22 protein-coding genes are annotated in these 25,373 nt (G+C 44.3%); 8 read left to right on the top strand and 14 right to left on the bottom strand.

Annotated features, from left to right (window positions below; genetic code table 11):
* Window positions 1–296: 296 nt before the first annotated feature.
* Window positions 297–2,651, bottom strand: a complete 2,355-nt coding sequence (locus MHI51_RS05100) for a YhgE/Pip family protein (RefSeq protein ID WP_405173642.1) — start codon at window positions 2,649–2,651, stop codon at window positions 297–299.
* Between the two features lie 212 nt (window positions 2,652–2,863).
* On the bottom strand, window positions 2,864–3,439 hold the full coding sequence (locus MHI51_RS05095) for a TetR/AcrR family transcriptional regulator (protein WP_076129243.1): 576 nt from the start codon (window positions 3,437–3,439) through the stop codon (window positions 2,864–2,866).
* 265 nt (window positions 3,440–3,704) lie between these two features.
* Between MHI51_RS05095 and MHI51_RS05090 the strand changes: the two genes are divergently transcribed.
* On the top strand, window positions 3,705–4,892 hold the full coding sequence (locus tag MHI51_RS05090; protein ID WP_076129244.1) for an MGDG synthase family glycosyltransferase: 1,188 nt from the start codon (window positions 3,705–3,707) through the stop codon (window positions 4,890–4,892).
* 66 nt (window positions 4,893–4,958) lie between these two features.
* Here the strand turns inward: MHI51_RS05090 and MHI51_RS05085 are convergent, their stop codons facing one another.
* The 3 genes from MHI51_RS05085 to thpR form a co-directional block, all read right to left on the bottom strand.
* Window positions 4,959–5,642 (bottom strand): metal-dependent hydrolase, encoded by a 684-nt coding sequence (locus MHI51_RS05085; protein WP_076218346.1) that lies wholly within the window; start codon window positions 5,640–5,642, stop codon window positions 4,959–4,961.
* Window positions 5,643–5,716: 74 nt separating this feature from the next.
* On the bottom strand, window positions 5,717–6,643 hold the full coding sequence (locus MHI51_RS05080) for a cell wall hydrolase (RefSeq protein WP_076137184.1): 927 nt from the start codon (window positions 6,641–6,643) through the stop codon (window positions 5,717–5,719).
* 77 nt (window positions 6,644–6,720) lie between these two features.
* Window positions 6,721–7,323 (bottom strand): RNA 2',3'-cyclic phosphodiesterase, encoded by a 603-nt coding sequence (gene thpR, locus MHI51_RS05075; protein WP_076218347.1) that lies wholly within the window; start codon window positions 7,321–7,323, stop codon window positions 6,721–6,723.
* 89 nt (window positions 7,324–7,412) lie between these two features.
* On the opposite strand from thpR, the gene MHI51_RS05070 reads away from it, so the two are divergent.
* Both MHI51_RS05070 and MHI51_RS05065 read left to right on the top strand, forming a co-directional pair.
* Complete coding sequence (locus MHI51_RS05070) at window positions 7,413–8,369, top strand: D-2-hydroxyacid dehydrogenase (protein WP_076129248.1); 957 nt, start codon at window positions 7,413–7,415, stop codon at window positions 8,367–8,369.
* Window positions 8,370–8,447: 78 nt separating this feature from the next.
* Window positions 8,448–8,963 (top strand): GrpB family protein, encoded by a 516-nt coding sequence (locus MHI51_RS05065; protein ID WP_341001249.1) that lies wholly within the window; start codon window positions 8,448–8,450, stop codon window positions 8,961–8,963.
* A 75-nt stretch (window positions 8,964–9,038) separates the two neighbouring features.
* On the opposite strand, the gene MHI51_RS05060 is transcribed toward MHI51_RS05065, so the two are convergent.
* A complete protein-coding gene (locus MHI51_RS05060; RefSeq protein ID WP_076218349.1) occupies window positions 9,039–10,448 on the bottom strand; it encodes a deoxyguanosinetriphosphate triphosphohydrolase family protein in 1,410 nt (469 codons plus the stop codon).
* A 278-nt stretch (window positions 10,449–10,726) separates the two neighbouring features.
* Here MHI51_RS05060 and MHI51_RS05055 point away from each other — a divergent pair, with 278 nt between their 5' ends.
* Window positions 10,727–11,476: a polysaccharide deacetylase family protein gene (locus MHI51_RS05055; protein WP_076129284.1), complete on the top strand. Its 750-nt coding sequence runs from the start codon at window positions 10,727–10,729 to the stop codon at window positions 11,474–11,476.
* A gap of 66 nt (window positions 11,477–11,542) precedes the next feature.
* Window positions 11,543–12,541 carry a helix-turn-helix transcriptional regulator gene (locus MHI51_RS05050; protein WP_076218350.1) on the top strand — a complete coding sequence of 333 codons (999 nt, stop codon included), beginning with the start codon at window positions 11,543–11,545 and terminating at the stop codon, window positions 12,539–12,541.
* 379 nt (window positions 12,542–12,920) lie between these two features.
* On the opposite strand, the gene modB is transcribed toward MHI51_RS05050, so the two are convergent.
* The 5 genes from modB to MHI51_RS05025 form a co-directional block, all read right to left on the bottom strand.
* Window positions 12,921–13,577, bottom strand: a complete 657-nt coding sequence (modB, locus tag MHI51_RS05045) for a molybdate ABC transporter permease subunit (RefSeq protein ID WP_172628881.1) — start codon at window positions 13,575–13,577, stop codon at window positions 12,921–12,923.
* Window positions 13,578–13,617: 40 nt separating this feature from the next.
* Complete coding sequence (gene modA, locus MHI51_RS05040) at window positions 13,618–14,412, bottom strand: molybdate ABC transporter substrate-binding protein (protein ID WP_370510711.1); 795 nt, start codon at window positions 14,410–14,412, stop codon at window positions 13,618–13,620.
* Window positions 14,413–14,920: 508 nt separating this feature from the next.
* A complete protein-coding gene (locus MHI51_RS05035) occupies window positions 14,921–15,886 on the bottom strand; it encodes a YafY family protein (protein WP_076185040.1) in 966 nt (321 codons plus the stop codon).
* Between the two features lie 199 nt (window positions 15,887–16,085).
* Window positions 16,086–16,772 carry a hypothetical protein gene (locus MHI51_RS05030; protein WP_076185039.1) on the bottom strand — a complete coding sequence of 229 codons (687 nt, stop codon included), beginning with the start codon at window positions 16,770–16,772 and terminating at the stop codon, window positions 16,086–16,088.
* Window positions 16,773–16,962: 190 nt separating this feature from the next.
* Window positions 16,963–17,649 (bottom strand): M50 family metallopeptidase, encoded by a 687-nt coding sequence (locus tag MHI51_RS05025; RefSeq protein ID WP_341001247.1) that lies wholly within the window; start codon window positions 17,647–17,649, stop codon window positions 16,963–16,965.
* Window positions 17,650–17,874: 225 nt separating this feature from the next.
* Between MHI51_RS05025 and MHI51_RS05020 the strand changes: the two genes are divergently transcribed.
* Entirely contained in the window at window positions 17,875–18,342 is a 468-nt protein-coding gene (locus MHI51_RS05020) for a hypothetical protein (RefSeq protein ID WP_076129257.1), read from the top strand.
* A 49-nt stretch (window positions 18,343–18,391) separates the two neighbouring features.
* A complete protein-coding gene (locus tag MHI51_RS05015; RefSeq protein WP_076129258.1) occupies window positions 18,392–19,096 on the top strand; it encodes an AIM24 family protein in 705 nt (234 codons plus the stop codon).
* A 94-nt stretch (window positions 19,097–19,190) separates the two neighbouring features.
* On the opposite strand, the gene MHI51_RS05010 is transcribed toward MHI51_RS05015, so the two are convergent.
* Together MHI51_RS05010 and MHI51_RS05005 are read right to left on the bottom strand one after the other, a co-directional pair.
* A complete protein-coding gene (locus MHI51_RS05010; RefSeq protein ID WP_076129259.1) occupies window positions 19,191–19,646 on the bottom strand; it encodes a Dps family protein in 456 nt (151 codons plus the stop codon).
* Window positions 19,647–19,833: 187 nt separating this feature from the next.
* A complete protein-coding gene (locus tag MHI51_RS05005; protein ID WP_076279908.1) occupies window positions 19,834–21,312 on the bottom strand; it encodes a potassium/proton antiporter in 1,479 nt (492 codons plus the stop codon).
* Between the two features lie 194 nt (window positions 21,313–21,506).
* On the opposite strand from MHI51_RS05005, the gene MHI51_RS05000 reads away from it, so the two are divergent.
* Complete coding sequence (locus MHI51_RS05000) at window positions 21,507–22,574, top strand: GNAT family N-acetyltransferase (RefSeq protein WP_405173641.1); 1,068 nt, start codon at window positions 21,507–21,509, stop codon at window positions 22,572–22,574.
* A gap of 87 nt (window positions 22,575–22,661) precedes the next feature.
* On the opposite strand, the gene MHI51_RS04995 is transcribed toward MHI51_RS05000, so the two are convergent.
* A complete protein-coding gene (locus MHI51_RS04995; RefSeq protein WP_341001244.1) occupies window positions 22,662–25,367 on the bottom strand; it encodes a discoidin domain-containing protein in 2,706 nt (901 codons plus the stop codon).
* Between the last annotated feature and the right edge of the window lie 6 nt (window positions 25,368–25,373).

The raw sequence follows: 25,373 nt of genomic DNA, 5'->3' as shown, positions 1-25,373 counted from the left end.
AGATTAGTGCTATTATTTTATCACCGAGGTATCATCAGCGCAATTTAAACTTTTTTATGATGCTGATTAACAATTGTTTTTGCATCACAGCTTTAGCGAGTAAAAGTTTAAAAAAACTTCATGTTGCATAATTATACATAAATAACGCATAAGTGCATATGCAATGAAAGCGTTACAAGATTTTTCACTCCTTCTAATATGTTTGCAAGAAAAAGGGTTTTTATGATTTTAAATCAAAAAAAGCGTCTCCCAGAGGAGACGCTTTTTTATACTTTTTTTTCAAAAAATTTATCAGTTTATACAGTCAAAACTTGTTCACTATTCACTCCAACTTCATTCTCACGGCTACGTGTCATGAAGTAAGCGAAGGTAAGAGCAAGGAATCCAAGACCAAAGATTGCCAGGATACCTACATCTCCCCACATTGCACTGAAGTCACCTGTAGAAATTACTGCTTTGAGACCACTAACTGTGTACGTCATTGGAAGCAGTGGATTAAAGAATTTCATCCAGTTAGGAATCAATTCAAGTGGGAATGTTCCGGCACTAGTTGTTAATTGGAAGATAAGAATAACGATAACAACGAAACGTCCCGGTTGATCCATCCAAGTAACAATCGCTTGAACTACCCATGTGTAAACTAAGCTTGTTAAGAATGTAAATACGAAGAATAGCGGTTTACTTTGTACTTCCAGTCCAAGTCCGTACAATACAACCACAGCAGCCAGCATAGACTGGATGAAGCTCATGATTGTGAAGGTAAGCGTACGGCTGATGAAACGGTTCATACGGCTAGCACCAAGGACAGCCGAATCACGCATTGGAATAACAATTGTTGAAATCAAAGCACCTACAAACAATCCAAGAGAGAGGAAGTAAGGAGCAAAACCTGTACCATAGTTCGGAACATGATTCACAACTTTATCCTCAACCACAACTGGTTGTGCGAACATTTCCATCATTGCATCTGTTTTGTTCACACTGCCTGTTTTTTCAGCAGCATCGCCAAGCTTAGTTGCCAGTTCTGTTGATCCAGATTTCAGATCATCCATACCATCTTTCAGCTCGCCTGCGCCATCAGCCAGTTTTTTCGAACCATCTGCTACCGCACTGATACCGGAACCTAGTTCGCCTACACCGCTAAGCAGTTTTGAGGTACCATCACCAAGTGCTTTACCGCCTTCAGCCAGCTTGCTGCCTCCAGCTGCAGCTTCTTTAAGCTTCGCACCAAATTGTTGCATTCCTGCATTCAGCTTATCGCCACCAGCTACAAGTGCAGATGCGCCTTGTGCCAGTTTTTGTTGTCCTGTCAACAGCTGTGTGCTACCAGCATTTAATTGCTTAGCTCCATCATGCAACTGAGTTACACCAGCAGCTAACTGCTGTGAACCCGAGTGCAGTTGAGTTGCACCTTGTGCCAGTTGCTCTTGCCCACTGTGGAGTGCAGTAGCACCCTGTGCCAGCTGCTCTTGGCTTTGTTGCAGTTGCTCACTGCCTTGTGCCACGGCTGCACTAGCTGCCAGCAGCTTCTGTACCGCTGGATTTTGTGCCAGCTCAGGACTAGCCTGTGCCAATTGCTGCAATCCTTGAGCTACCGCTTTAGCACCCTCAGTTACCTTCGTGCTGCCTGCGGTGGAAGCTTGCAAACCCGCTTCCAGTTTCGCGCTGCCATCTACGGAAGAAGTTAAGCCCGCTTCCAGCTTCGCGCTGCCATCAACTATAGATTGTGTTCCTGCTTGTAGTTTAGAAGTACCATCCACAGCAGACTGTGTTCCCGCCTGAAGCTGTGTAGCACCTGTTACAGCTTGTTTCAAGCCGTCACTAAGCTGCTTACTGCCGGCAGAACTTTGTGCAACACCGTCTTGAAGTTGCGTATGTGCAGTAGACAATTGTTGCAATCCGCTTGCCAACGTGGTTGATCCTGTTTTAAGCGCTGTAGCACCTGCATTCAAATCAGTCACGCCTTGTGTAAGGGGTTCTACACCATTTTGAAGTTTACCTGTACCCTCTGTCAGTACAAGTAGATTATCTTTCAGCTTCAGGGCTCCGTCATCTAGCTTACCAGCGCCATCAGCGATCTTGGAAGCACCATCTCCGGCTTCGCCCAATCCATCAGATACTTCTGTAATCTGATTGAATACAGACTCCACATAAGCTTCTGTTACTTTAGCAGATACTTTATTTTTAATTTCTGCTACAGCCGTACCACCGATCTGACCAGCCAAGAAGTTATAACCTTCATTTGGCTCATAAATAATTTTTGCCGGCTGTGGTTCATCATCCATAAGAGTAGTAGCTTTAGCAGAAAAGTCTTCCGGAACAATGATCGACATATAATAAGTATTGTCCTTCATTCCTGCTTCCGCTTCTTCAAGGGAAACGAAGTTCCACTGGAAGCCGTCGGTTACCTTCAACTCTTCTATAAGATCATTACCGGCTTGTAGTTGCTTGCCTTCATAATTAGCGCCGACATCCTGGTTGACCACAGCAACCGGAAGTTCATTCATCTTGCCATACGGATCCCAGAATGCCTTCAGGAAGAATCCGCTGTACATCACCGGAATAAATAGGATAGCAATCATTGGAATCAGCACCTTCGGATTTCTAAGGGCTGCGCCAAGATCCTTGGTAAATACGGATAATGATTTCATTCTGGTTCTCTCCTTATGAGCTTATGCTCTCTTTAAAATGCTTTGTTTGCGAAATATTACGTAACACTAAATGACTGTTTTCCCCATTCGGTCAATTCAGGGTATAAAAAAATGCCTTGCGGCTCTTCTTCAATGCCTAATCATCTTGAGAATTGTTAAGGGAAAGCGAATCGAGTGATGCTGAGAACGCCATCCCTATCCTGAATCAACCCTTACTGTGCCAATCCTTCGGCGAGAAACAAATGAAAATACATCTTGATCTGTTCCTTGTCCAAGGGAGTATGTGTTTTATTCAGTTCAGCAGTCAATACAATATATAATCTGAACATGACTACCGAGACGATTTTGGGATCGCAAGGTTTGATTTCTCCCTGTTGGAGCGCTTGTTGCACCTCCCGTTCTAAATATTCTAAAACTACGTTCTCGATCTTCTCGAGTCCTTCTCCAGCCTGCGGCGTACCGAATTCGCGATTTTCCTGGGAAAGTTTTATGAATAGCTCCTGCTCACTTCGAAACTCAAGCAGAGCATCCAGCACACGATGCAAGTTATCAAAGAAAGGTCTGTCTCGCCTGATCTCCCGTTCAGCTATCGTCTTCATTTCCATCATCATATCGCGCAGGATCTCGTCAAACAATTGCTCTTTGTTTGTAAAAAAGGTGTAGATGGTTCCCTTACCGACATTTGCAATTTTAGCAACCTGATCCATTGTAGTTGCCTTATAGCCAAATAATGAAAAAGATTTCGCTGCGGCCTGAAGCACCTGCTGTCTTCGATCCACCACTGCCACCTGTGCACACTTCCTTTCTCCAGAAAATATCGTTCCCGCTGACTTCTGACCACTTTACTAATCCGGTCAATTGGTCATTCACTACTTTATCATGTTGTTTTCTAGTTTGCAATACTTTGGGCGAACCTTTTATTTTTTTATTTATTGCAGGGTTTTAACTTTCTATTTACGTCTTACTTGTATAATGTGAGTATAGTATAGATTTCCTAGTATAATTAGAAGAAGGAAAGCATCTCTATAGAAAAGGAAAGTAGCAGGTGAACTTATGCGAAAGAAAAGAGTACTGCTGTTTTCGGAAGGCTTCGGTACGGGCCACACAGGAGCAGCCTATGCTCTGGCCGAAGGAATAAAGCTGCTGAATCCGGATGTCCAGTGCCGAGTCATCGAGCTGGGGAAATTTCTTAACCCGACGGTCGCCCCTTGGATTCTTTCCGCTTACCGCAAAACAGTTAGCAGCCAGCCTAAGCTGGTCGGCATGATGTATAAGACACAATATCATAAATCATTGAACCCGTTGACTAAAATGGCGCTTCACCGGATTTTTTATACACATGCTTCACAGGTGATCGAACAGCTAAAGCCTGATTTGATTATCTGCACTCATCCCATTCCGGCTGCGGTCATTTCCAGACTAAAGCGTCGTGGATTAAATGTGCCTCTGTATACATTAATTACAGATTATGATGCACATGGGAGCTGGGTAAATTCCGAGGTCAATCGTTATCTCGTATCTACCCCACGCGTCAAATCCATTCTGACAGGCCGTGGGATCGCTCCAGAGCTAGTAACCGTCACTGGCATCCCAGTGCATCCAAAGTTCTGGGAACGCTCCAACAAGACGCTGCTGCGCAAGGAACTGGGATTGGCTGATATCCCAACCGTACTCATTATGGGTGGAGGCTGGGGGTTAATGTTCGGCAAAGAGATTATGCATTCCCTCACCGCCAGAATGGATGATATTCAGCTCGTGTTCTGTATGGGCAGCAATGAGAAGCTAATCGCCAAAATGAAGTCCAATCCGCTGCTTAATCATCCCAATGTTAAAATTCTGGGATATAGCAGTGAAATCAATAAATTGATGGATGCCTCAGACCTGCTGATCACGAAGCCTGGAGGGATGACCTGCACAGAAGGTCAGGCCAAAGGAATTCCGATGCTTTTCTATAAAGCTATTCCAGGTCAGGAAGAGAAAAACTGCCAATATTTCGTAGAGCTTGGGCTGGCAGAGGTGCTCGACTCGGAAGTTGTGAACAAATGGTTCACTATGATGCTTCGTGAATATTCAGTTCTGGAAGAGCAACGCAGACGACGTCTCGCTCCAGATAAACATCAACCGCAAAGCTGTGCGACTACTGTTCTGAAGATGTTAGGTAACCCCGTAAGCGAGGCAACTGAAATTAGAGGCTCTAGAGCGCAAGCACGTAATGAAGAACCTGTATGTATTACACCTTAAAGAATAAGCAGGTAGTCAGGGAATTTCCCCCGGCTACCTGCTTTTTTTAATATAAATCGGATTGGTTTAAATTTCTACACTCTCACCAGCTTTAAGCGGGAAACCTTCTACTCCCTCTTGGTGCAGGCGATCGCAGAAATCAGCACCATCCTGAGCAATATCCGGAAATGTATTGTAATGTAGCGGGATCACCTTATCCGCCCGCAGCCAGCGTGCGGCCAGCAAGGCGTCATCCGGTCCCATGGTTAGCATATCACCTATAGGCAGAGCTGCCAGGGCAATCGCATTCCTTTCTCCAATGAGGCGCAGATCGCTGAATAGCGCGGTATCCCCCGCATGGAAAATCGTCTTGCCCTCAATCGTCAACAAAATCCCCGCGGGTTGTCCAGCATAAATCCAAGAGTCGCCCTCCTGAATGGATGAGGAATGAAATGCCTGCGTAAATTTCACAGTCATCCCGGCATAGGTATGACTACCACCTATATTCATGTGCTTTACTTGTGCACCCTTCATCCGGCAATATTCGGCAAGCTCAAACACCGCAAAGATCGGACAATCATTCTGCTTGGCAATTTCGACAGCATCTCCAAAATGGTCAGAGTGGCCGTGAGTAAGCAGAACGGCATCAACTGAAATATTGGCAGGTGAAATACCGGAGTTCGGATTGCCTGACAAAAAAGGGTCAATAATAACCTTTACGTTCCCCGTCTCTACCAGCAGAGCTGAATGTCCATAATAAGTGATTTTCATGGTTATCTTACACCTCCAGATTCATATAGTTTAGTTTACCCTATATAGCACTGAGGTTCACAGATCCACCAAATTTATTTATAAAAAGTATGATTGCCAATGGTTTTAACATAAGTCTGTGTATGATGTACGGTCAGATCCTGTGCAAGTTTTAGCGACAAGAAAAAGTAAGTATTATCGGGAACTTCCTTTACTCCGGAGAGTGCAGCATTCACCGCTTTAATACTATCATCGTTAGGCTTCACACGGTTAAGACGCCCGTTAGCTACAGGGCTGAACTGGCTCTTCTGATAAATAACCTTATATATCGTGTCGGGGAAATTGGCTGACCGCAGCCTATTCAGAACAACGTTGGCAACTGCCACCTTGCCCTTGTACGGTTCACCTTCCGCCTCTGCCATTACAATTTTTTGTAGCAGAAGCAGTTCTTCTTCGGATACAGCGTAGCGCCGGGTTGCTTTACTTTGCTGCTCCTGGCTTAATAGCTCTGTCCGAGAGAAGTACAATGTTGTGAGGGGATGTTTCTGAGAAGCCGAGACTGTCTTCGCTGTCGCCTGACTACTCTTTGTTGCTGTTTCCGCCAATTGCGACGCTTTTTGCGCAGCTGGCTTGGATTGTACTACATCAGCCTTCACCCGAATAATGGAAACGTTCGATGTGTTTTTTGTGTTTTTTTGTTTTAATTTTTTTACACTAAGCCATTCCACACCCTTCGCCGGTTTCCAAGCGGAACTTAAAAGACTGAATGTGTTATTAAGCTTATTGGCTTGTGTAACTTCAGTAATGCCCCTCGTAATGCTACTCGTTATACTAGACTTCGATTCATCTTGCAAAAGAGAAAGTACGGATGCACGGCTAGTGGATTGCAACTTATCCATCTGCACCCTGTCCATCTTCCCTTCCGCAACTTGTTCGGGTTGCAATAAGCTTATGGCAGAGAAACACACTAGTATAACGCCAACGAGCAACGCAATATAGCGGTTTTGTTTAAAAATTAACATGATATTCCTCCTATTTCACGGCACATTCCTATTGTATGTAACCGAAAACGGAAGCTTTGAAAACTTTATTATCGATTTTAAACTGTAAACTTTTCAATAATTTCATACATAGGAATGGCATACATTCTGGTAGCATACAACACAAAACTATCAATCGTCCAGTCTCTCTGATAGTTTTTTAGGTTCCAATCATCATCCAATTTCAGTAAATTTTCCAGCAATTTATCATCATATGAATTTTTTCCCCGGTACTTTCGAGCCACGGTAAGATGCGGTTTATAGGCCCTGGATTCGCCTGAAAAACCTAGTGGAAACGTCGCTGAATGCACTCTGGCAGCTAATTGATTTAATGCCTCTATTTCGCCGGAAACCCCTATCCACAGGACTCTTGGGGAAGCTGGAAGACCAAATGTGTCCCATTTGTCCAAAGAGAGATTGAAGGGTCTGCCTTGCCCCGCAGTCTGCCTCAAGGATTTCACTAAATCTGGAATTTTGGCCTTTGGGGTATCTCCTAAAAACTGCAGGGTAATATGATAATCTTGCGGATTTGTCCATTTAGCAAAATCAAAATTTTCAGATAGCTTTGAACATGCCTGCGCCACTATTTCTTGCAGCTCAGAAGGTAATTTCACAGCTAAAAAAAGCCGTTCTGATTCGTTCTCTGATGCTTTAGCATCCATGGTCAATTTCACCTTCTCCAATAGATTTGGTATTCTTAACCTATAACATGATCCATATCCATTAAACCACAAAGTAGGAGGAACACATCATGACTAAGTCTATAGTATGTCTACAACCACTTACATCTCAGCAGCAGGAAAGGATCAAAGCGGCTGCCCCAGGCTATACATTTACACAAGGAGACGCAAAAAATCCGGATTTGCAGCTGCTTGCAGAAGCAGAAATTGTAATTGGCTGGGCAAAAGGTATTTCGGATACACTCCTTCGCCCCGAGTCCTCCCTTCGCTGGGTTCAGTCCTGGTCTGCTGGTATTGAGAAGCTTCCTCTCGATCGTCTTAAGCAACAAGGAATCCTGCTAACCAGTGGGAGCGGAGTTCATGCCGAACCTATTTCTGCGGTAATCTTCGGGTTCATACTTCTCTTCACCCGTAATTTGCATACAGCTGTACGCAATCAGCAGAACCGTATTTGGAAATCTGATGGCAGTGAAAGCGAGCTGTTCGGTAAAACAGCCGTAATAGCTGGAACTGGAGCGATCGGCAGTGAAACCGCCAGAATTGCTAAAGCCTTCCGGATGAAGACTATCGGTGTCAGCCGTTCCGGTAAGCCAGTCGCAGACTTTGATCAAATCTATACAACAGATCGTTTATCCGAAGCTGTAAGTCAAGGCGATTTCATCATCAATACCCTTCCTATTACCGATGAGACCAAGCATTTATTTAATGCCACCAGCTTCTCCGCGTTTAAAGAAGGCTCCTATTACATTAACATTGGCCGGGGCGCAACTACCGATACAGAGGCGCTGATCGATGCATTGAATCGCGGACAACTCCGTGGTGCTGGGTTGGATGTTTTTGAGACCGAACCCCTTCCGCAGGATCATCCGCTTTGGTCTATGGAGCAGGTTATTATCACTCCACACTCCGCTGGAATTACAGATCAATACGCTGACCGGATCGTTAATATTTTTACCGAAAATGTGAAGTCTTACTTATCATCAGGCACACCTTCTCTAAATCTTGTTGATTATGACCGGCAATATTAATAATAAGCTTTACAAAACAGGAACATCTGTTCTATAATAAGAAAATCCAAAGTTATCCATAAAGAGAGGGTTAGTGCAATGAAGGTCACGGTCACAGAATTTAACGAACAATGGAGTCTAATGTTCAACGAAGAAGCTCAGAAGATTAAAGATATCTTTGCTGATGCCCTCGTTGATATTCACCACATTGGCAGCACTTCTGTTTCCGGACTCAAAGCGAAACCAATCATAGATATAATGCCAGTAGTACGAAATATCGAAGCTGTAGATGAGTTCAACCAGCAAATGACAGCACTTGGTTATGAATGTATGGGTGAGTTCGGTATCAGTGGCAGAAGATATTTCAGAAAAGGCGGAGATAGCAGAACCCATCATGTTCATGTCTTCCAAATGGATAATAAGATAGATATCGGTCGTCATCTGGCTGTAAGAGACTACCTTCGATCACATCCGGAAGCGGTTAAACAGTACGGAGATTTAAAAGATACTCTTGCCAAACAATTTCCAGAGGATATTGGAGCTTATATAGACGGGAAAGAAGAATTTGTGGTTAATCTTGAAAAAACTGCATATGAGTGGTATTTAAATCAATAATCCTTATAAAAATAGCCCCTGCTGTTCATTTAGATCATCCTAAATGAACAGCAGGGACTACTTGTCTAAGAGCCTCTAATCCAAATCATAAATCGAGCCGACTTTCAGTCCGTACAGCTCATTATATATTTTCTCTGCAAAAGCATCAGTCATCCCTGCGATATAATCAATCACCATATGCTCCCAAGTCCAAATCGGCTTTGCCTGCTTCTGATCTTTCTCAAAGCGCTGCAGCCAATCCGATGGAATAATGGCTTTAGAGGTCTGTGGATCCAGAAATGCTCCCCATAGTCGGCGCAAAATCCACTCACTACGTTTCTGCAGCCGCTGCACACGCAAATCACGGATCATAGTGACCCATGCGAAGCTTTTCAGCACACTGACGGTCCGCAGCATATCTTCATCTTCTTTTCCTTCCTTTATAAAGGTGACCTTCTTCCAGTCTCCATCTTGGATCACTCCCAAGCTTGCGACAAAGGTACTTACCCAATAAGCCTTAACTTCACGTCGAGTGCGGGAATAGTCGTTTTCACAGGTTGGCATTTTTTCCTTCCAAACCCGAAGAAATGAACTGAGCACTTCCTCGACCTTCGCGCGAATGCCTTCCTCTTCCCAGCCCTTCCAGAAGAAATCCTCGAGCGTGGTGATTTTCTCTACGATTAACCGTTGGATATAAGAATCATGCATAAAGTGTTCATGCACTTCAATCTTTCCGGCTTTAATCCCATCCTCCAGATCATGTGCAGAATAAGCGATATCGTCACAAAGGTCCATAAGCTGAGCCTCCAACGTTTTCTTACCTGCTGGTATTCCCCACTCTTTGCGGATCTCCGAAATATATCCCCATTCGTGCAGGTACATCCCCTTCTTCAGCGAGGTGCCGGGAAAAGGATACTTATTTATGCCTAGCAGCACAGCATCCGACAGATTTAGGCCATCAATATTTTCACGCTTCTCCAGAAACATAATCAGCCGATAATTGTGGGCATTGCCTTCGAAATGCTCATAACGTTGCTTCATCTGCTCCTGGATCAGCAGCCGATCCACACCCGTTGCGCCTGATTGCAGCGCAGCTTCGTTAGTTTTCTTTTCAATAAGCTGTTCCAAAATATTATCCAGCACTTCTTCCCCTTTATGTCCAAAGGGAGGATGGCCAAAATCATGAGCGATAGCTGCGCATTCCACTACCTCTGGATCGATAACAAGACCCGGATTCTCCGCCTTAGTGGTTTCCACTTCTGGATACGATCGCAGCAGACTTTTCGCCGCCTCACGGGCAATCTGCGCAACTTCAAGTGAGTGAGTCAGACGCGTACGGTAATAATCACCCGTCCCTGCTCCGAATACTTGTGATTTACCTTGTAGCCTACGGAAAGTAGGCGAATGAATCAGGCGTGAATAATCACGCTCATAAGCAGCTCTCGACGTTTCAAGGCGGGTAATCTCCGGATATTGCCGGTGTTCTCTTTTTTCAATAAGTGTCATATTCCCACCCCTAACCAAATGTCTGTATATAGTACTTCATTATAAGGCATTTTCATAACTATTTTCACATCAAAATACAAAAGCTAATTTAATTATAAACGGGCATGTCGATAACTATGTAATCATCAGAAGCCAAAATGAATCTCATAACCTGTACATGAAGGATAGTAGAAAGAAGAAAGAGCACCAAAAAAGACTGGTTGTCTATACAAAACTTAAACTATGAATATACCGACCCCCAAAAGGAGCACTCTAAAATAAAAAAAACAGGTGAAATGATGAAAACTCGCAGCAAAATTATGATGATCACCCTTACACTCTTTTTATGCTTCACGAACTCTGCTCTAGGCAGTCCAAGCAAAAACCGCGACTACTACGAGAAAAGAGGAGACATGATTTGGGAAGTACATACTAACCAAAAAGTGATTGCATTGACGTTCGATGACGGTCCTGACCCTACTGAAACCGATCAAATCTTAAAGGTATTGAATCAATACCATGCGAAATGCACCTTTTTTGCGATAGGAAAAAGAATTGCAGCCTATCCAGAGGTAGCGAAACGAGTGATTGCTGAGGGGCATGAATTAGCTAACCATACCTACAATCACGTTTATTTTAAAAGACCTATTAATGAAGCCCAATTTGAGCAGGAGCTAAAATTGACCGAAGAAGAGATTATAAAAGTCTCCGGTAAACATAGTTCACTGTTCAGACCACCAGGCGGCATGTATGACGAGACCTTAGTAGATCTGTCTAACAATATGGGCTTGAAGCCCATATTATGGTCCTGGCATCAAGATACACGTGACTGGAATCGCCCAGGGGTATACAGCATTTCGAACAAGGTCATTCGAAATGCACGTAATGGAGACATCGTTCTGTTTCATGATCATGTGCACGGGCAGTCACAAACTAGAGAAGCGCTTAAAATTATTTTGCCCGAATTAGAAAAGAAAGGCTTTCGATTTGTCACTGTCTCTGAGTTGATCAAATTATCCAGTACACAGCAGGCTGGGAAACAACAATAGCCTAATTGCACAGGACTTCAAAATAGGGTAGTCTTGTCCTAATATGAAGTTCTGGAGGCTTTTGTGGTGTCCGATAATACATCCTATACGACAGAGGAAATTGCCCGCTTATTAAAAATATCAAAATTAAAAGTATATGATCTAATTAAAAAAGGGGAGCTCCCCTCCTACCGTGTAGGAAAACAAATGCGCGTGGATCAATCCGATTTGGAAGCTTACAAACAAAATACACGGAGTGGGGTGTCTACCGCTAACCCTACTACTATAATGGGCCAGACTCCACCAGCAATCCCCTTGGCCTTTTCCGGTACAAATCCAGCTCAAATGCCAGCACACTCTCCTCACCTTAAAGCTGTAGGACACAGCTTGGTGATTACAGGTCAGGATATGTCACTGGATATTCTAGCTACCTATTTAGAACGGGCTCTGCCTACTGAACGTCCTCTTCGTTCTTATGCCGGGAGTTTAGACAGCCTGATTGCCATGTATAAAGGGGAATCGGACATTGTCAGCACACATTTACTCGACGGGGATACTGGAGAATACAACCTACCCTATATCCGTAAAATACTCGTCGGATGTTCTTATGTTGTAGTTCGCCTGCTAACCCGAAGTGCTGGTTTATACGTACAAAAAGGGAATCCCAGAGGTATTCAGGAATGGTCTCACTTAGAGCAGGATGGACTCACGCTGATCAATAGAGAACGAGGCTCAGGTGCACGCGTATTATTGGATGAACAGCTTCGATTGCATGGCATTCCAGCAGCCAGCCTATCAGGCTATATGAACGAGGAGAACAGCCATTTGGCAGTTGCCGGTAAAGTGGCCCGGGGAGAAGCTGATGTAGCCATCGGCACCGAGAAAGCCGCCAAGATTGTCGACGGCGTTGATTTTATTCCTATGATTCAGGAGTGCTACGACCTGGTGATGATAAAAAAACCGGAGCATGAGCAATGGATCGCTGCCGTGATTGATATTTTGCGTTCACCAGCCTTCCAGAGTGAGCTTGGATCCATTCACGGATATGATCTCACGGAAACTGGTACGATAATTTATGAGACTTAATGGTCGCAGACAGAAGAAGGAAGCAATCTGCAGAAGCGTTTAACTGTATTTCGTACAACTATATTACTTCGAACAACTAGCAAATTGTATATAACTGTATTTGGTACACCTATTTCTTTTGATTTACTACCTCATAGGCGTCTTTTCTAGTTTTAGTTGTATAGAATACAATTAAAACTAGAACGTTCCCTTGTGCAGACCGAATAACTGTATAGAATGCAGTTAACTCACAGACTCCATCAAAATTTAGCGGCGCTAAAAGCTGCATCAAAGTCGCCGGGTTTCCACTTGCTCAGCATCTGCTCAACCGCCCGCTTCAAACCAAAAACACCAGACAGCAACTCTCCCATAACCGGAGAATCGCTGTCTGGTGTTTTTTTTAAGAACGCCGATTCACAAACATCAGCATAGCGGCTGAAATAACAATAATTGAGCATACCCACATCCACGCGAGCGTCATATTGCCTCCATCTACCGCAACATAGATCGCTGTGGGTAAGGTTTGCGTACGGCCCGGAATATTGCCAGCTACCATGATGGTAGCACCAAACTCCCCAAGACCGCGGGCAAAGCCAAGAACATAACCGGCTGCCAGCGACCGGCCCGCAAGCGGCAGCGTGACATAGCGCAGTACCTGCAGTTCACTTGCCCCTTGTGCCCGCGCTGCATCTTCAAGATCTGCTTCTATCCCTTCGAAACCCGCCTTCACTGTGCGGTATACGAGTGGAAAAGCTACAACTACAGCAGCGATAACAGCTGCCCCCCATGTGAACAGGATCGTCTGCTCCGTCATCTGTTCATACCATCTGCCGATCCAGCTTCGTCGGCCTAAAATAACTAAAAGCACAAATCCTACGACCGTCGGCGGCAAAACGAGCGGAAGCAGCATTATAGTCTCTACCAAGCTGTGGCCGGGAAACTTCCGGCCTGCCATGGCCTTCGCAGCAGCTGTTGCCAAAATGAATACAATAATGCTGGTAATCACAGATATTTTTACGGAAAGCCATACCGGGGCGAAGAAATCAGTCCAGTTTATTTCCAACCTTATTCCACCCGCTTCTACTCGTAATTTCTATTTAAGGAAGCAGGAAGCCATAACTTACAAAGATATCATTAGCTTCCTTGCTCTGAAGGTAACTATACAACTCCTTAGCTGCCTTTTGATTCTTCGAGCTCTTCACGATGCCTGCCGGATAATTAATGGCTTTGTGTACATGTGGACCGACCGTCAAAGCGATTTTAGTTTTCTTTGAAGTAAGTGCATCTGTCTTATAGACAAAACCGGCATCGGCATTTCCTGTTTCTACATAAGAGAGAACCTGACGCACATCCTTGGCAAATACGAGTTTGCTTTGCAGCGGATCCCATACCTTTTTCGCTGTCAGCGATTGCTGCGCATATTGACCCGCCGGCACAGATTCAGGCTGTCCCACTGCGACCTTCTTAAAAGCTTTATCCGTAAGTTGAGTAATCGTAGTTAATTTAACCTTTGAATCTGAGGGTACAACTACAACCAATTGATTCTTAAGCAGAACCTTATGATCGGAGACAAGTCCACCTTCCACCAGTGCATTCATCTGTTTATCACCTGCAGAGAAGAACAGGTCCGCCGGGGCCCCTTGCTCAATCTGCTTTTGCAGAGTGCCGGATGCTGCATAATTAAAAACCAAATCAATATCGGGATGTTTCTTTTCATAAAGGAGAGCAATCTTATCCAGACTGTCTTGCAAACTAGCCGCTGCGGAAACAATAATTTCGGTCTTCTTGGTAGCTGCTTGCACCTCTACACCTGAACCTGCAGACAAATTCACAACCAGAAGGATTGCCAATATCCCCATCACGGAGAGTGCCCATTTCTTAAACATTTCCATTCCTCCCAATTTCGTATGTATATATTTAGATGCTATTCTAGCATACAGTTTTTCGTTTTTCTACAACTACAGTTGTGTTTGGATATGTTTAGTTATATATTGTTATAATTAGACAATATACAACGATGATTTTGGCTTTTTGCACACAAAAAAGATGCCTCTGACACCCCTAAATAGGGCTGCAAAGACACCTAACAAGAATGATATTAATTCTTCACGTTAAAGCCAAGTACATTCAACATAATGGATAACCCACTCCCCCAGGAACCTCACCCGGATTAATATATTCATTTTTAAGAATCAAATGAATTTTGAGAATACCTTTCTTCTATATAAAATTGAACAAAGGTCAAATTCGAGAATAATAACAACCCTATAAATTATAATTATGTTATTTAATGTATGATGATATTATAAAAAGACTCACCAAACAAGAGAAATATTCTATAATTTTTGATTTGTAACAATATATGCAAACGAATATTTCATTTGAAGGTGAGAATCCATCTTATTTATATTGTGATATCCATTTCTCCAACTGCTGCCTGAGCACTTCACGATAATATAACGGCTCTATGATTTCAGCATCCTCTTCGAATCTCTTAATCCAGCGGACAAACGCAATATCTTGTTCCAACGCGACTTTAAAATAACAACACCGAGCTTGACGGTCTACTTTATTCGGCTTATAGGGCAGATCCTCTCTCTTAAGCCCTTCCATGATTCGCTCCGAAAATTTCACTTTAAACTCTACCTGCAAACTGTCGCGGTCAAGTGACCATTTTTGCTTCATAAAAGCTTGCAAATCAAATGATTCCTTTGAGAAGCAGCGGTTTAGTGGCTTCACGTTTGAAAAATCGTTGATATGATATGTACGAATAACACCCTGATGATGGCAAAATCCAATGAGATGATAACGATTTTCCAGTGGGACTAAACAATAAGGATCGATGGTTATTTCTTTCTCCTCCACTGCATTCTCACAATAATTCGCTTGAATACTCCTCTGCTTTAATAAAGCCTCCAATATAGGTGTTAAAAAAGATTGATGCTCCATCTGTGCACCGCTTCTTTCCAACCAGCTTGTACCTGCTTCTCTTCTTGCACGTTCTATCGTTTCTTCCCGCTCCGCCTTTCGCTTGTATTCAGCTGCAACTACTTTTTCATAAGCGCCTTCAAAACCGATAGGCAGAACGGGTTTAATATCTTCCATAATATAGCGTAGTTGCGAAAACGCAGACGCCTCTTCTTCCGACCAATCCAAAGGATAAAGTGCAAAATTGCCAATAAAAGCATAGCCTTTTCCATGTCCAAGGTGGGTTATAGGAATATGCATGGCGCTAAGCGCGTCCATATCCCGGTATATCGTTCTCTCGCTGTTGCCGCAGCGTTCCGCCAATTCACGGGCTAATATCCCTGGCTTGGCTTGAACAAGTGTAATAATGCGCATCAGTCGGATTAATCGGTCTGTCATATTCAGTTCCCCTTGATTTATGGTTAAATAGACCCATTATTTTATGAAAAAAAGTAATAGTGTGATAGAACTTTTTTACTATGTTACCACATTTTATATTACAATTCTTCTGATTATTTTCCGCCGAACCCGCTGACAAAACAAATTTATGTATAGGTCTTTTTTCGTCAATATGCATCTTCTAGTTGTATGTCCTATATCAATTTCCAGTAGCAGTTTTCCCCCGCTTCTGATACTCGAATCCAATCTGTTTATACAACATTTCGGCCTCTTTAAGTAGTAAAGGATCTCCAGAACGCACGGCTAGTAATAGTAATTTATCTGCGTGACGGCAAAGCATTTCATGAGCTTGACTATGTTGTCCTTCATTTTGCAACGTAGTTGCCTCCTCAATCGTTTCAGCTGTTTTTAACAATTCCAGATGTTTCTCTACGTGAAAGCAGCAGGTTTCACTCAGAACCTGAGTATGATGGGTATATTCTAGCTCAAGAACCTTTACTGGAAGCTCTTGAACACGCTCTACGGTTGGTTTTTTATATTTCCACTGTAAGGAAAGAGCTTCATATCTACCTGCAATAGTAGTAGAGATATTGAATTCCAAAGCAATAAACTTTCGTTGCCCCGTTTTTATTTTGCCAAGCTTAAGAAGTAGCGATCTGCCTTCACCGACTTCAAACTCACACCCATACGAACGCTTAAAAGTTACATGGGGTTCAAGCCAAACCCGCAGCTCAATTTCACGCGCAACCACTTTATAACTGCTGGGTCGGCTGTGCTCTGCAGGTATGTTCCCTTTCCATTCGACAAGCAAAATAACCTTACGATTGCCGCCTGCAAAAATACGATTTTGACTCCATGTGAATACGGGATGAATACTTTCTATCATTATTTCCACCTCTTTCTTTTTTTGGGTCTTCTATTAATGTACCAATAATGGCGGACAACTCCATGTCATGGAATGTATGTTCGGTTCTATATTATCGACAAAAAAAGAGTCATTCTACATGCTTAGTAGACTGACTCTTGTAAAAACAACCCCTTTTGTCTTTTTATGACGAAAATTTTATGTTTTTTTCTCATCGACTCCCTAATTTAGTCTGCATTCGCTCTCGCTTGAAAAATAGTCCCAGTGCCCATTTGGCACACAACAGAGAAAATATAAAAAACAGTGTGGCCCAAAATATTGCGGGTATGGGGGTCATTCTTGCCAGATTACTGGCATCTCCTGCACGGGTCGGGGATACAGCAGCCGCGTATACCAGAAATAAACTTCCCATTACAGACTCCTCCAAGGTTAAAAAGGCCAATAACAAATAATAATATTTACTGGCCTTCTTCCAACCCACCAGCATTAGAATATTTAGCGCAATAAATCCGCCCAACCACATCATGCCAAAGCTTCCTCGTACGTATAGCAGGAGCATAATCAACGCCACACCCGTAGCTAAGATAAGGCCCCAATCATGGCGTCCTTTACTGTATAAATAGAAGAGCAGAAGTGCAAATAAGGAGGCTAGCAGATAACCTGAGAGGGAAACTAATATTGCCTTACCCCCTTCTTGAATAGCTGAATAGGTTACACCGCTATGATCTTCGTATAATTCAATCCTCAGCACACTACCAGACAGCAACAAGGTCATCAGCGCATGACCAAATTCATGAATCATCGTGTCTAAATTCCGAAACAAAGATGAAAATGGGATCAGTCTGGTCAAAAAAGCAGATCCGATCAGAAGCAATATTGTTTTAAGCCATTTGTTCAATCGACAGCAGCCCCTTTCGTCCAAAGTATACGATAAATAGTACCTCTTCTCAATCGAGATAATCACGGACTGATCGTGTTTAATAATGAGTAAACGAAAACCTTAAGGAGGTAAAAATTACTTTCATTATAAGCATTACCAGTCCCATGGCGTACGCTGTCAGAAGCTGTCAAGCTGTGTTAAAATAAAAGAACTACAAGCCTAAATTGGGTGGTGATTATATAGATGAAACAACATAAATCCCGAGCATATCTACAGCTGTTATATTCGCTCCTGTTCTTGCTGACGCTTACTGTATGCCTGCCAGCTCCTGTAGCAAAAGCTAATATATTCAGTGATATCTATAATGGAGTTAAAAATTTCTCCGAGCTGCCAAACGAAGTGAATGAATTAAAGGAAGGTTTTCAGCAAACCGCTGAAGAGCTTCAGCAGGCAAAGGATAAGCTCGCGAATACCACGCAGGAGATAGAAGCTTACCGGATACAGAACGAAAGCCTACAAGAGCAGAATCGCCAACTAACGCAGATGGTTGATGAATTAAAAAATGACCGGACGGCACGCGAAGAATATTATCATAAAATCAAAGTGACTATTTTTACAGGGATTGGACTAATCCTAGGTTATTTTATACTGATCCGTTTTATTCGTTTCAGCATGCTTTACCGTTCGCGAAAAGGCGACCGTCTGCGTTAGTCTTACGTATTCATTGAAGATCACAGTCACAGCATGAGGGAGATGAACTATGAACATCGATATCCAAGATGAAAGCGACAGTGGAAGCGGACAAGCCGTAGCCTTCTCCCTTGAGGAGAAGGAAGAGGTTCATGTACTCCATCCACAACAAATTATCGCTTATCAAGGTCCTTCCTCAGGACGAGCGGACAGATTTATGGATGTGAAGGGCATATACCGCAAGCGAAAGTTGATTCGTTCCGATATGGCAGGTCCTTGCCATTTCGTCGCCGCCCTTCCACCAGGCTATCGCATAAAAATCCTGCAGCTCGATGGCAAAAGCGATCTGCTGTACGACTTTAAGCATCTCTTCTTCTACAGTATAGGTATTTCACTGGAGACCCGAGTGCTAAGCATGAAGAATGTGCTCGTTACACGGGACATTGTAAAAGTGAAATTCTCGGGCAATGGCATGATTGGCATACTGACGGAGGGTACGGTCTGTGAAGCTGTACTGCACCCGACCAACCCCCTTTATGTCGATGCAGGCAGCATTATTGCCTACCCTGAGAATGCCAAGCTGGAGCTCACCGTTTACGGCAACCATTTGGCTAGCCAGCATATGAGCTATCACTGGAAGATGACAGGTCACGGGCCTGTGCTGTTTCAGGCAGGACGTCAGAACCGCCGATTCGAAAGAGATAACAACGATGATGGAATTGTTAAACGATTTCTACGCGAGGTAGTTCCCTTCGGGGGTGTGTTTATTAAATAGTTGTGTTCAGCAGTAAAACAACAAAACAAAGAGCGCCATGCGTATCCTATACGCAGGCGCTCTTTGTGGTTCTATCCTTTATAAGAATGTTGTCTTAGGCGATAAAAGCATTCAACATCCAAGCATGTTTCTCAATGCTGCTTCTAATACCAATCAGCAGATCCGCAGTGGGTTGATCAGCCAGTTCTTCTGCAGTAGCAATCGCAGCCTGCAGTTCTTTAGAAACAGTTGTAAAGTCTCTAACCAGCTCCATTACCATACCCTTGGCATCTTCGCCGCCACGAGCTTCCTGTAAATCGGAAAGCTCCAGATATTGTTTCATAGAGGAGGCAGGTTGTCCACCAATAGCAAGCAGGCGCTCAGCCAAATCATCTGCATAACCAGCAGCTTCATTGTAGAGTTCTTCAAACTTCTCATGCAGCGTGAAGAATTGGGATCCGCTAACATACCAGTGATAATGATGAAGCTTTACCCCAAGCAGGAACCAGTTCGCGGTCTGGCGGTTCAAAGCAGCGTGCAGTTCAGTTTGGCTCTTTAGTTGTGTAGTCATTAATAAAACCTCCTATGGTTAATTTATTATATTGTATTTAGACTCGTTCTAAATCTATATACAATTTAACACATCCTTTTGCTTTTTGCAACCACTCTGAAGATTTGCATGTTGCCGATTCTAGCATAACTTTTGTTATAACGCCTATTATCTCTGTCACACTCTGGATAACGTCCTCTTTCTAGACTTAAATCAAAGATATATTTTCCTCCGCCGTCTTCCCTTTCTGACTCCGGAAAAAAGCCCTCATCTCATCGCGTTTGCTCTTTGGACTTAAGACATATACAGTATCCCCTGGCTTAATGACGGTACTGCCATGGGGGGTGACAATGCTTTTATTCCGGATAATAGCAGTAAATAAGATATCATCTGGCAGTCCGATATCGGAGATTTTCTGCCCGGCAATGGGCATGTAAGGTTCAATTCCTATGTGGTTGAACTCGGAATCCGTCTTGCCAAGGGCGACCAGCTCCATCAGGGATGGCTGTGCTGAATCCTCTTGCCCCACCAGCTTCAACCGGGAAGCCAGCGGTGAAATGCTTGTTCCTTGAATCACTGCTGAGGTCAGCACGACGAAGAATACCACATTGAAGAACAGTCGGCCGTGGGGAAGATTAGCTAGCAGCGGATAGGTTGCCAGCACAATTGGAACGGCTCCGCGCAGGCCGGCCCAAGAAATTAGTGTTTTTTCACGAATAGAGAATCTGGAAAAGAGCAAGCTTATAAACACTCCTATTGGCCTTGCCACAACCATCAGAATGACGGACAGCAATATACCTTGCCAAGCCACCTCTGCCAGCTCCTGTGGAAATACCAGTAGACCCAGCAATATAAACATAAATATTTGCATCATCCAAGCAAAGCCATGACTAAAATTCATAATGGTTCGATGATACATCAGCTCGGAATTGCCAAGGGTAAGACCCATTACATAGACAGCCAGCAAGCCGCTGCTATGAACGAGTGCAGATAAGCCGTAGGTTAGGACAGCAAATCCAATTGCCAATACCGGGTAAAGTCCCGTAGAATCCAGGTTAATTCGATTGATAAGATATACTGCGACTTTACCAAGTACAATCCCTATCACCAAACCAACTGCCATCTCCCATATAAAGGACAGCACAAGTCCCCATATCGCCATATCCGGATGCTGAATCCATTCGATCAGCGATACTGTCAAAAATACCGCCATAGGATCGTTGCTGCCTGATTCCGCTTCGAGTGTCGAGGTCAGTCGTTTGTCAATATTCTTACCGCCTAATACCGAAAAGACCGCAGCCGCATCAGTCGAACCCACGATAGCTCCGAACAAAAAACTTTCTGCCCATGACACCTCAAGAATCAGCTTAGCGAACACCCCAACGATAGCTGTCGTTAACAATACGCCTACCGTGGATAAGGATAATGCCGGCCGAATAATAGGCTTGATATCCTTAATACTGGTCTGCATCCCACCTTCGAACAAGATAACAACCAGCGCAAAAATCCCAGCCATTTGTGTTAAGGAAGCATTGTTAAAAAAGATAAATTGACTCAGTACCATCCCCGCAGCAAGGAAAAGCACTAGAGCTGGCATTCCAAATTTAGTGGAGAATTTGGTGGAAAACACACCTACAAGTAAGAGAGCTGCCAGCAATAATATGATATTATCTGCAAGTTGGGTCACCGTTTATTCACTTCCCTTTCGCTTCTAGCTTAAAATATAAGCTTCCTTATTTATGTACGTTATTACCCTTATCCACCTCCTTTTGAGACATTGAATAATATAAGCAGGATTGAAGATTTCATCCGCTGGGGCTTATACTTAAAATAATTCCTTTCTACCCTACTCGTATTTACATATAAGGAGGCTGACTGTATATGCAATTGAGATTAATAACACCTGCGGAGCTGGAGCAAGCCGCTCTTCTAGCCCATTCCATCTTTCGTAAAGCTGGCGACACTTCTATGAAAGAGCTGTTTCCGCTGATTTTTAGCCCTGGTTACACTCACTCTTATGCAGCCGTTGCCGAGGACGGTAACATCGCTGCTTTTATGGGATTAGTGCCCTCCACGATCCGCACTGGAGAAGCTCTCCTGAACGTGTTCTCCATCGGCGCGGTTTGCACAGATCCTGCTTATCGCGGACAGGGACTAGCCGGTCAGCTTCTACAGCTATGCCAGACCCATGCTGCGAATGCCGGCGCATCGCTTATCTTTGTCTCGGGTGACCGCTCGCTGTATACCCGAGCGGGATGCGTACCGTTCGGCGGTACGCAATTTGCCGAGCTGAACGCAAGCTCGGCTCACGCACTTGCTGCCGCAGCAGGGGAAGAATGGACGCTGCGGCCCATGCAGCCGGGCGACTTCTTCGCCGTCAACCGGCTGCTGAATGAACGCGAAGCCGGACAGGTGTACAGTCCGGGTGAGCTGGCGCTGCTGCTGGGTGCCGAGGCTTACGCGGGTGTGCTGGGCTTGTCCCAGCGCACACTCGTAGCCGTGCGGGACGGCAGCATCGAGGGGTTCGCCGCGATGGCTGTGCCTGCGGCGGATGTGCCGGCGCCGAGCCCAGCGACGGCGGTGGAATGGGCGGGCCAGCCGCAAGCGGTAGCGGCGTTGCTGGCCAAGGCGGCTCTGTGCAGCGGCGTTGGCACGCTGCAAGTGCCTGTGCCGTGGCAGGAGCGCAGCCTGCTCGCGCTTCTGCGGGACGCCGGCGCCTCCTTAAGCGCCGGCGCGAACAGCGGGACGGTCTGCATCGCAGACCGGGAAGCGCTTTTGCGGCAGACGGAAGTATGCCGCAAGCGTAGCCTCGACTTGTCGTCTGTGGACGACGACAAGGAGCTGATCTCGCTGCTGTTTGATCCAGCGAGCCCGCTTCGCACCTCTGATTCCTTGGGGGAATCAGAGGCAATCCCTTTACCTTATATGTCAGGCCTCCATTTTATTTAAAGCACAAAAATAACCTCAGCGGGAGAATGATCCCGCTGAGGTTATTTAGTATGCTCTATTAACAGTTATATAAATTCAAATAATTGCTTATTCTCTGGAGTACACCTGTAACTCTTGAATAGACCAATAATTCCCGGCCGCTCCGTTCTGTACAATTTTGACATACCTCGTCTTCACTTTAGAAAAGGATATCTTAGTAAGCTCTTTCGTACCTTTTCCAGACGTGAGTTTTTTCCAGTTTTGAGCATCGTCAGAAATATAGACTACATAGTCTCTTGGATAATCAAACGGTGATAACGTGCTATCCAAATCTATTCTTTCAATTTCATGTGCTTCACCCAGATCAATCTGAAAATACTCTCCGGATACCTGATGTTTTCCCGTATCCCAGCGCGTGCGCCGATCCCCATCGATAGCCAGACTAGGAGCTGATGCTGCCGTATTCACATTTGAGGATACCTTCCATTTAGTACGATCCAGAGGAACCAGTCCAGTGGCTGTAATCTGAACTTTATCGGACAGTAAATTAGAGCCGGATACCCTTACCGCGTAGGTATATAACGTCCCTTCACGTAAATTATGATCCGTATATTCTGTAAGCTTCACATCGGTGGCCACCACCTTCATTTCCCCGCCGCTACCTTCAGCGCGAAGCAGCTCATAGCTTGCTCCTGGTGCCTCCAACCAATTTAATTTTACAGCTAAACCTTTTGTTGCTGCGGCTTTGAATCCTTTAGGTGCCGACGGCTTTACTTCAGAGGAAGGCTGCATAATATACTGCACAGCCTCACCTGGAGCAAGGGTCTCCGTAAAGGTTAACGTAGGAGTAGCCTTTTTACCTGTTACATAACTTCTTGCTTTTTCATACGTATCCCCGTTTCCAAAACGTTCCCCTTCATACACCCCGTTTTTCGGCATAGTCACATTTACACTCACAGTTTGTGGAGTAGATTCAAAGTTAACGAAATTAACCAGCACCTTATTTGAGGTCGCTCCGCTTCCCGCAAGAGGCTTCAATGTAGAAGTATCCACGGCCCGAACATATACCAGCTTGTCGGCTAACACATCTTTGTTGGCAATTTGATAAGTTAGCGGAGCTCCATGTGTAGCATAGGCAAGACTGAGCCTTCTCATGATGCTGACACGTGAATCCTCATTTTCTTTTGTATAATAAATCTCTGTGGTCGCCGGATCATGCTCTTCTAAATTAAACCCGTATTTGAATAAACTGAAATCCTTAAAAAAAGCAGCATGCTGCACAAACATATCCGCATAACCAATATGTGCACGCATGATCCGGTCGAATACAGCCGCTGTCCGCTCCGTTGCCCCGTATTGATAGGCATCCACATGACTGTCCGAGGTACCAAATTCAGTGGTCAGCATTTTTTTGCCGAGTCCATTGTCTGCACCAGTGAAGGTCTTCAAATTCTCAGTAAAGCTTCCTCCATTACTAAAAATATAAGAGTCGCCGTAGGAATGTCCATTGGTCAAATCCGTAACCTTCTCCAGCTCCATACGTTGCTCTGGATCACGTTCCCAGCCATCCGGATCTCCACATTCCTTCCCAGTTCCCTTCTGATTACCGCAAGAATCCTCACTGTAGCTCGGCCAATATGCCCAGCCCGGAGCAACAGTTTGTAAATGGGGCGCGATTTGCTTGCCCTTTTTATTCAGCCAGTCCGCAATCGCCAGGTTCACTGCCTTAGAACGATTGAATAATCCCGGCTCATTATCTACCTCATAATATTGAAAATAGGGGCTATATTGCTCAAAATAATCTGTCAGCTTTTTCTCCGCGTCAGCAGGCAACGATCCATCTGCCTTAAGCTTAATATCACCAGTATGCAAATACAAAGCAACCGCCTGCATGTTGTAATCCTGCAATACCTTGTAATATTCCATCATATCCGAGCAGGATCTCCCGACATCACTGGCACAGCTAGTACGCATCACATTCCCGCTATAAGCCATCCCTAGCCATTTGATAACATAAGGCAAGTGCGTAACTGCACCTTCATCGAAATAAAATTGTTTATTATTCACTACTGTTCCCGTCAGTGTATAGCTGCCATGGATAGGCTCAGAAATTGGAGCGTTAAGAGATTCTAAACGGAGATTATCCCAAGTCCACCAGGAATATTCGTCTTCTTTGTCACTGCAATATAAACAGCGAACCGTTTGCAGCTTCAATTCATTCGTTCCTATCTTCAATTGCTCCTTGGGAATATATAATTCATAGGTCTTTTGAAAGTTATATTCGCTTTCTGTGCCAGCAACGCCCGCAATTTGAATGATCCCCGACAATTGATGATTGGAGAACACACTCATTTGCGGCACGGATTTATAAGCATCCAGAATACCTACGCTAAATAAGACCCCATTCTCCGGGATCTTATTTAGCTGATAGGTGATCGTTAATTCCGGCTGGGTCTTTCCATTCAAGCCTGCAGGCAAGCTCTGAAGAGCCGATGATTTGAGCACCGAAGAAGTAACATTAAATTCCTTCTTGCTGCCAGAAGTGCCACTCGCAGCGAATTCAGCTGCTGAGCCATCATGTTGTCCCAGATTCCAGATCACAGTACCATCCGGTATTTCTGCTGCAGCATCAGTTCCTGCAGATAGTCTCGGTATATTGGCACCTACCTTATAATCGTTTGTCCTATTCGTTCCGAAGACAGAGACAGACAACAGAAACAAGACGGTTAATGCGGCGAATTTTAGTAATAACAGTAATGGTTTGTTTGCAGATATCTTATTTTTTCTATTAGATATTCTCCTCGTTATTCCCATCCATAG

Origin of the sequence: Paenibacillus sp. FSL H8-0260, from assembly GCF_045040625.1 — a bacterium.
In the GTDB taxonomy this organism is placed as follows: domain Bacteria; phylum Bacillota; class Bacilli; order Paenibacillales; family Paenibacillaceae; genus Paenibacillus_AQ; species Paenibacillus_AQ odorifer.
This window is presented reverse-complemented; position numbering and strand designations above follow the sequence as displayed.

Excerpts from the sequence above, each read along its gene's own strand:
- MHI51_RS05100 (WP_405173642.1), bottom strand. The coding sequence starts at position 2,651 with ATGAAATCATTATCCGTATTTACCAAGGATCTTGGCGCAGCCCTTAGA.
- MHI51_RS05090 (WP_076129244.1), top strand. The coding sequence starts at position 3,705 with ATGCGAAAGAAAAGAGTACTGCTGTTTTCGGAAGGCTTCGGTACGGGC.
- MHI51_RS05085 (WP_076218346.1), bottom strand. The coding sequence starts at position 5,642 with ATGAAAATCACTTATTATGGACATTCAGCTCTGCTGGTAGAGACGGGG.
- MHI51_RS05080 (WP_076137184.1), bottom strand. The coding sequence starts at position 6,643 with ATGTTAATTTTTAAACAAAACCGCTATATTGCGTTGCTCGTTGGCGTT.
- thpR (WP_076218347.1), bottom strand. The coding sequence starts at position 7,323 with ATGGATGCTAAAGCATCAGAGAACGAATCAGAACGGCTTTTTTTAGCT.
- MHI51_RS05070 (WP_076129248.1), top strand. The coding sequence starts at position 7,413 with ATGACTAAGTCTATAGTATGTCTACAACCACTTACATCTCAGCAGCAG.
- MHI51_RS05065 (WP_341001249.1), top strand. The coding sequence starts at position 8,448 with ATGAAGGTCACGGTCACAGAATTTAACGAACAATGGAGTCTAATGTTC.
- MHI51_RS05060 (WP_076218349.1), bottom strand. The coding sequence starts at position 10,448 with ATGACACTTATTGAAAAAAGAGAACACCGGCAATATCCGGAGATTACC.
- MHI51_RS05055 (WP_076129284.1), top strand. The coding sequence starts at position 10,727 with ATGAAAACTCGCAGCAAAATTATGATGATCACCCTTACACTCTTTTTA.
- modA (WP_370510711.1), bottom strand. The coding sequence starts at position 14,412 with ATGGAAATGTTTAAGAAATGGGCACTCTCCGTGATGGGGATATTGGCA.
- MHI51_RS05035 (WP_076185040.1), bottom strand. The coding sequence starts at position 15,886 with ATGACAGACCGATTAATCCGACTGATGCGCATTATTACACTTGTTCAA.
- MHI51_RS05030 (WP_076185039.1), bottom strand. The coding sequence starts at position 16,772 with ATGATAGAAAGTATTCATCCCGTATTCACATGGAGTCAAAATCGTATT.
- MHI51_RS05020 (WP_076129257.1), top strand. The coding sequence starts at position 17,875 with ATGAAACAACATAAATCCCGAGCATATCTACAGCTGTTATATTCGCTC.
- MHI51_RS05015 (WP_076129258.1), top strand. The coding sequence starts at position 18,392 with ATGAACATCGATATCCAAGATGAAAGCGACAGTGGAAGCGGACAAGCC.
- MHI51_RS05010 (WP_076129259.1), bottom strand. The coding sequence starts at position 19,646 with ATGACTACACAACTAAAGAGCCAAACTGAACTGCACGCTGCTTTGAAC.
- MHI51_RS05000 (WP_405173641.1), top strand. The coding sequence starts at position 21,507 with ATGCAATTGAGATTAATAACACCTGCGGAGCTGGAGCAAGCCGCTCTT.
- MHI51_RS04995 (WP_341001244.1), bottom strand. The coding sequence starts at position 25,367 with ATGGGAATAACGAGGAGAATATCTAATAGAAAAAATAAGATATCTGCA.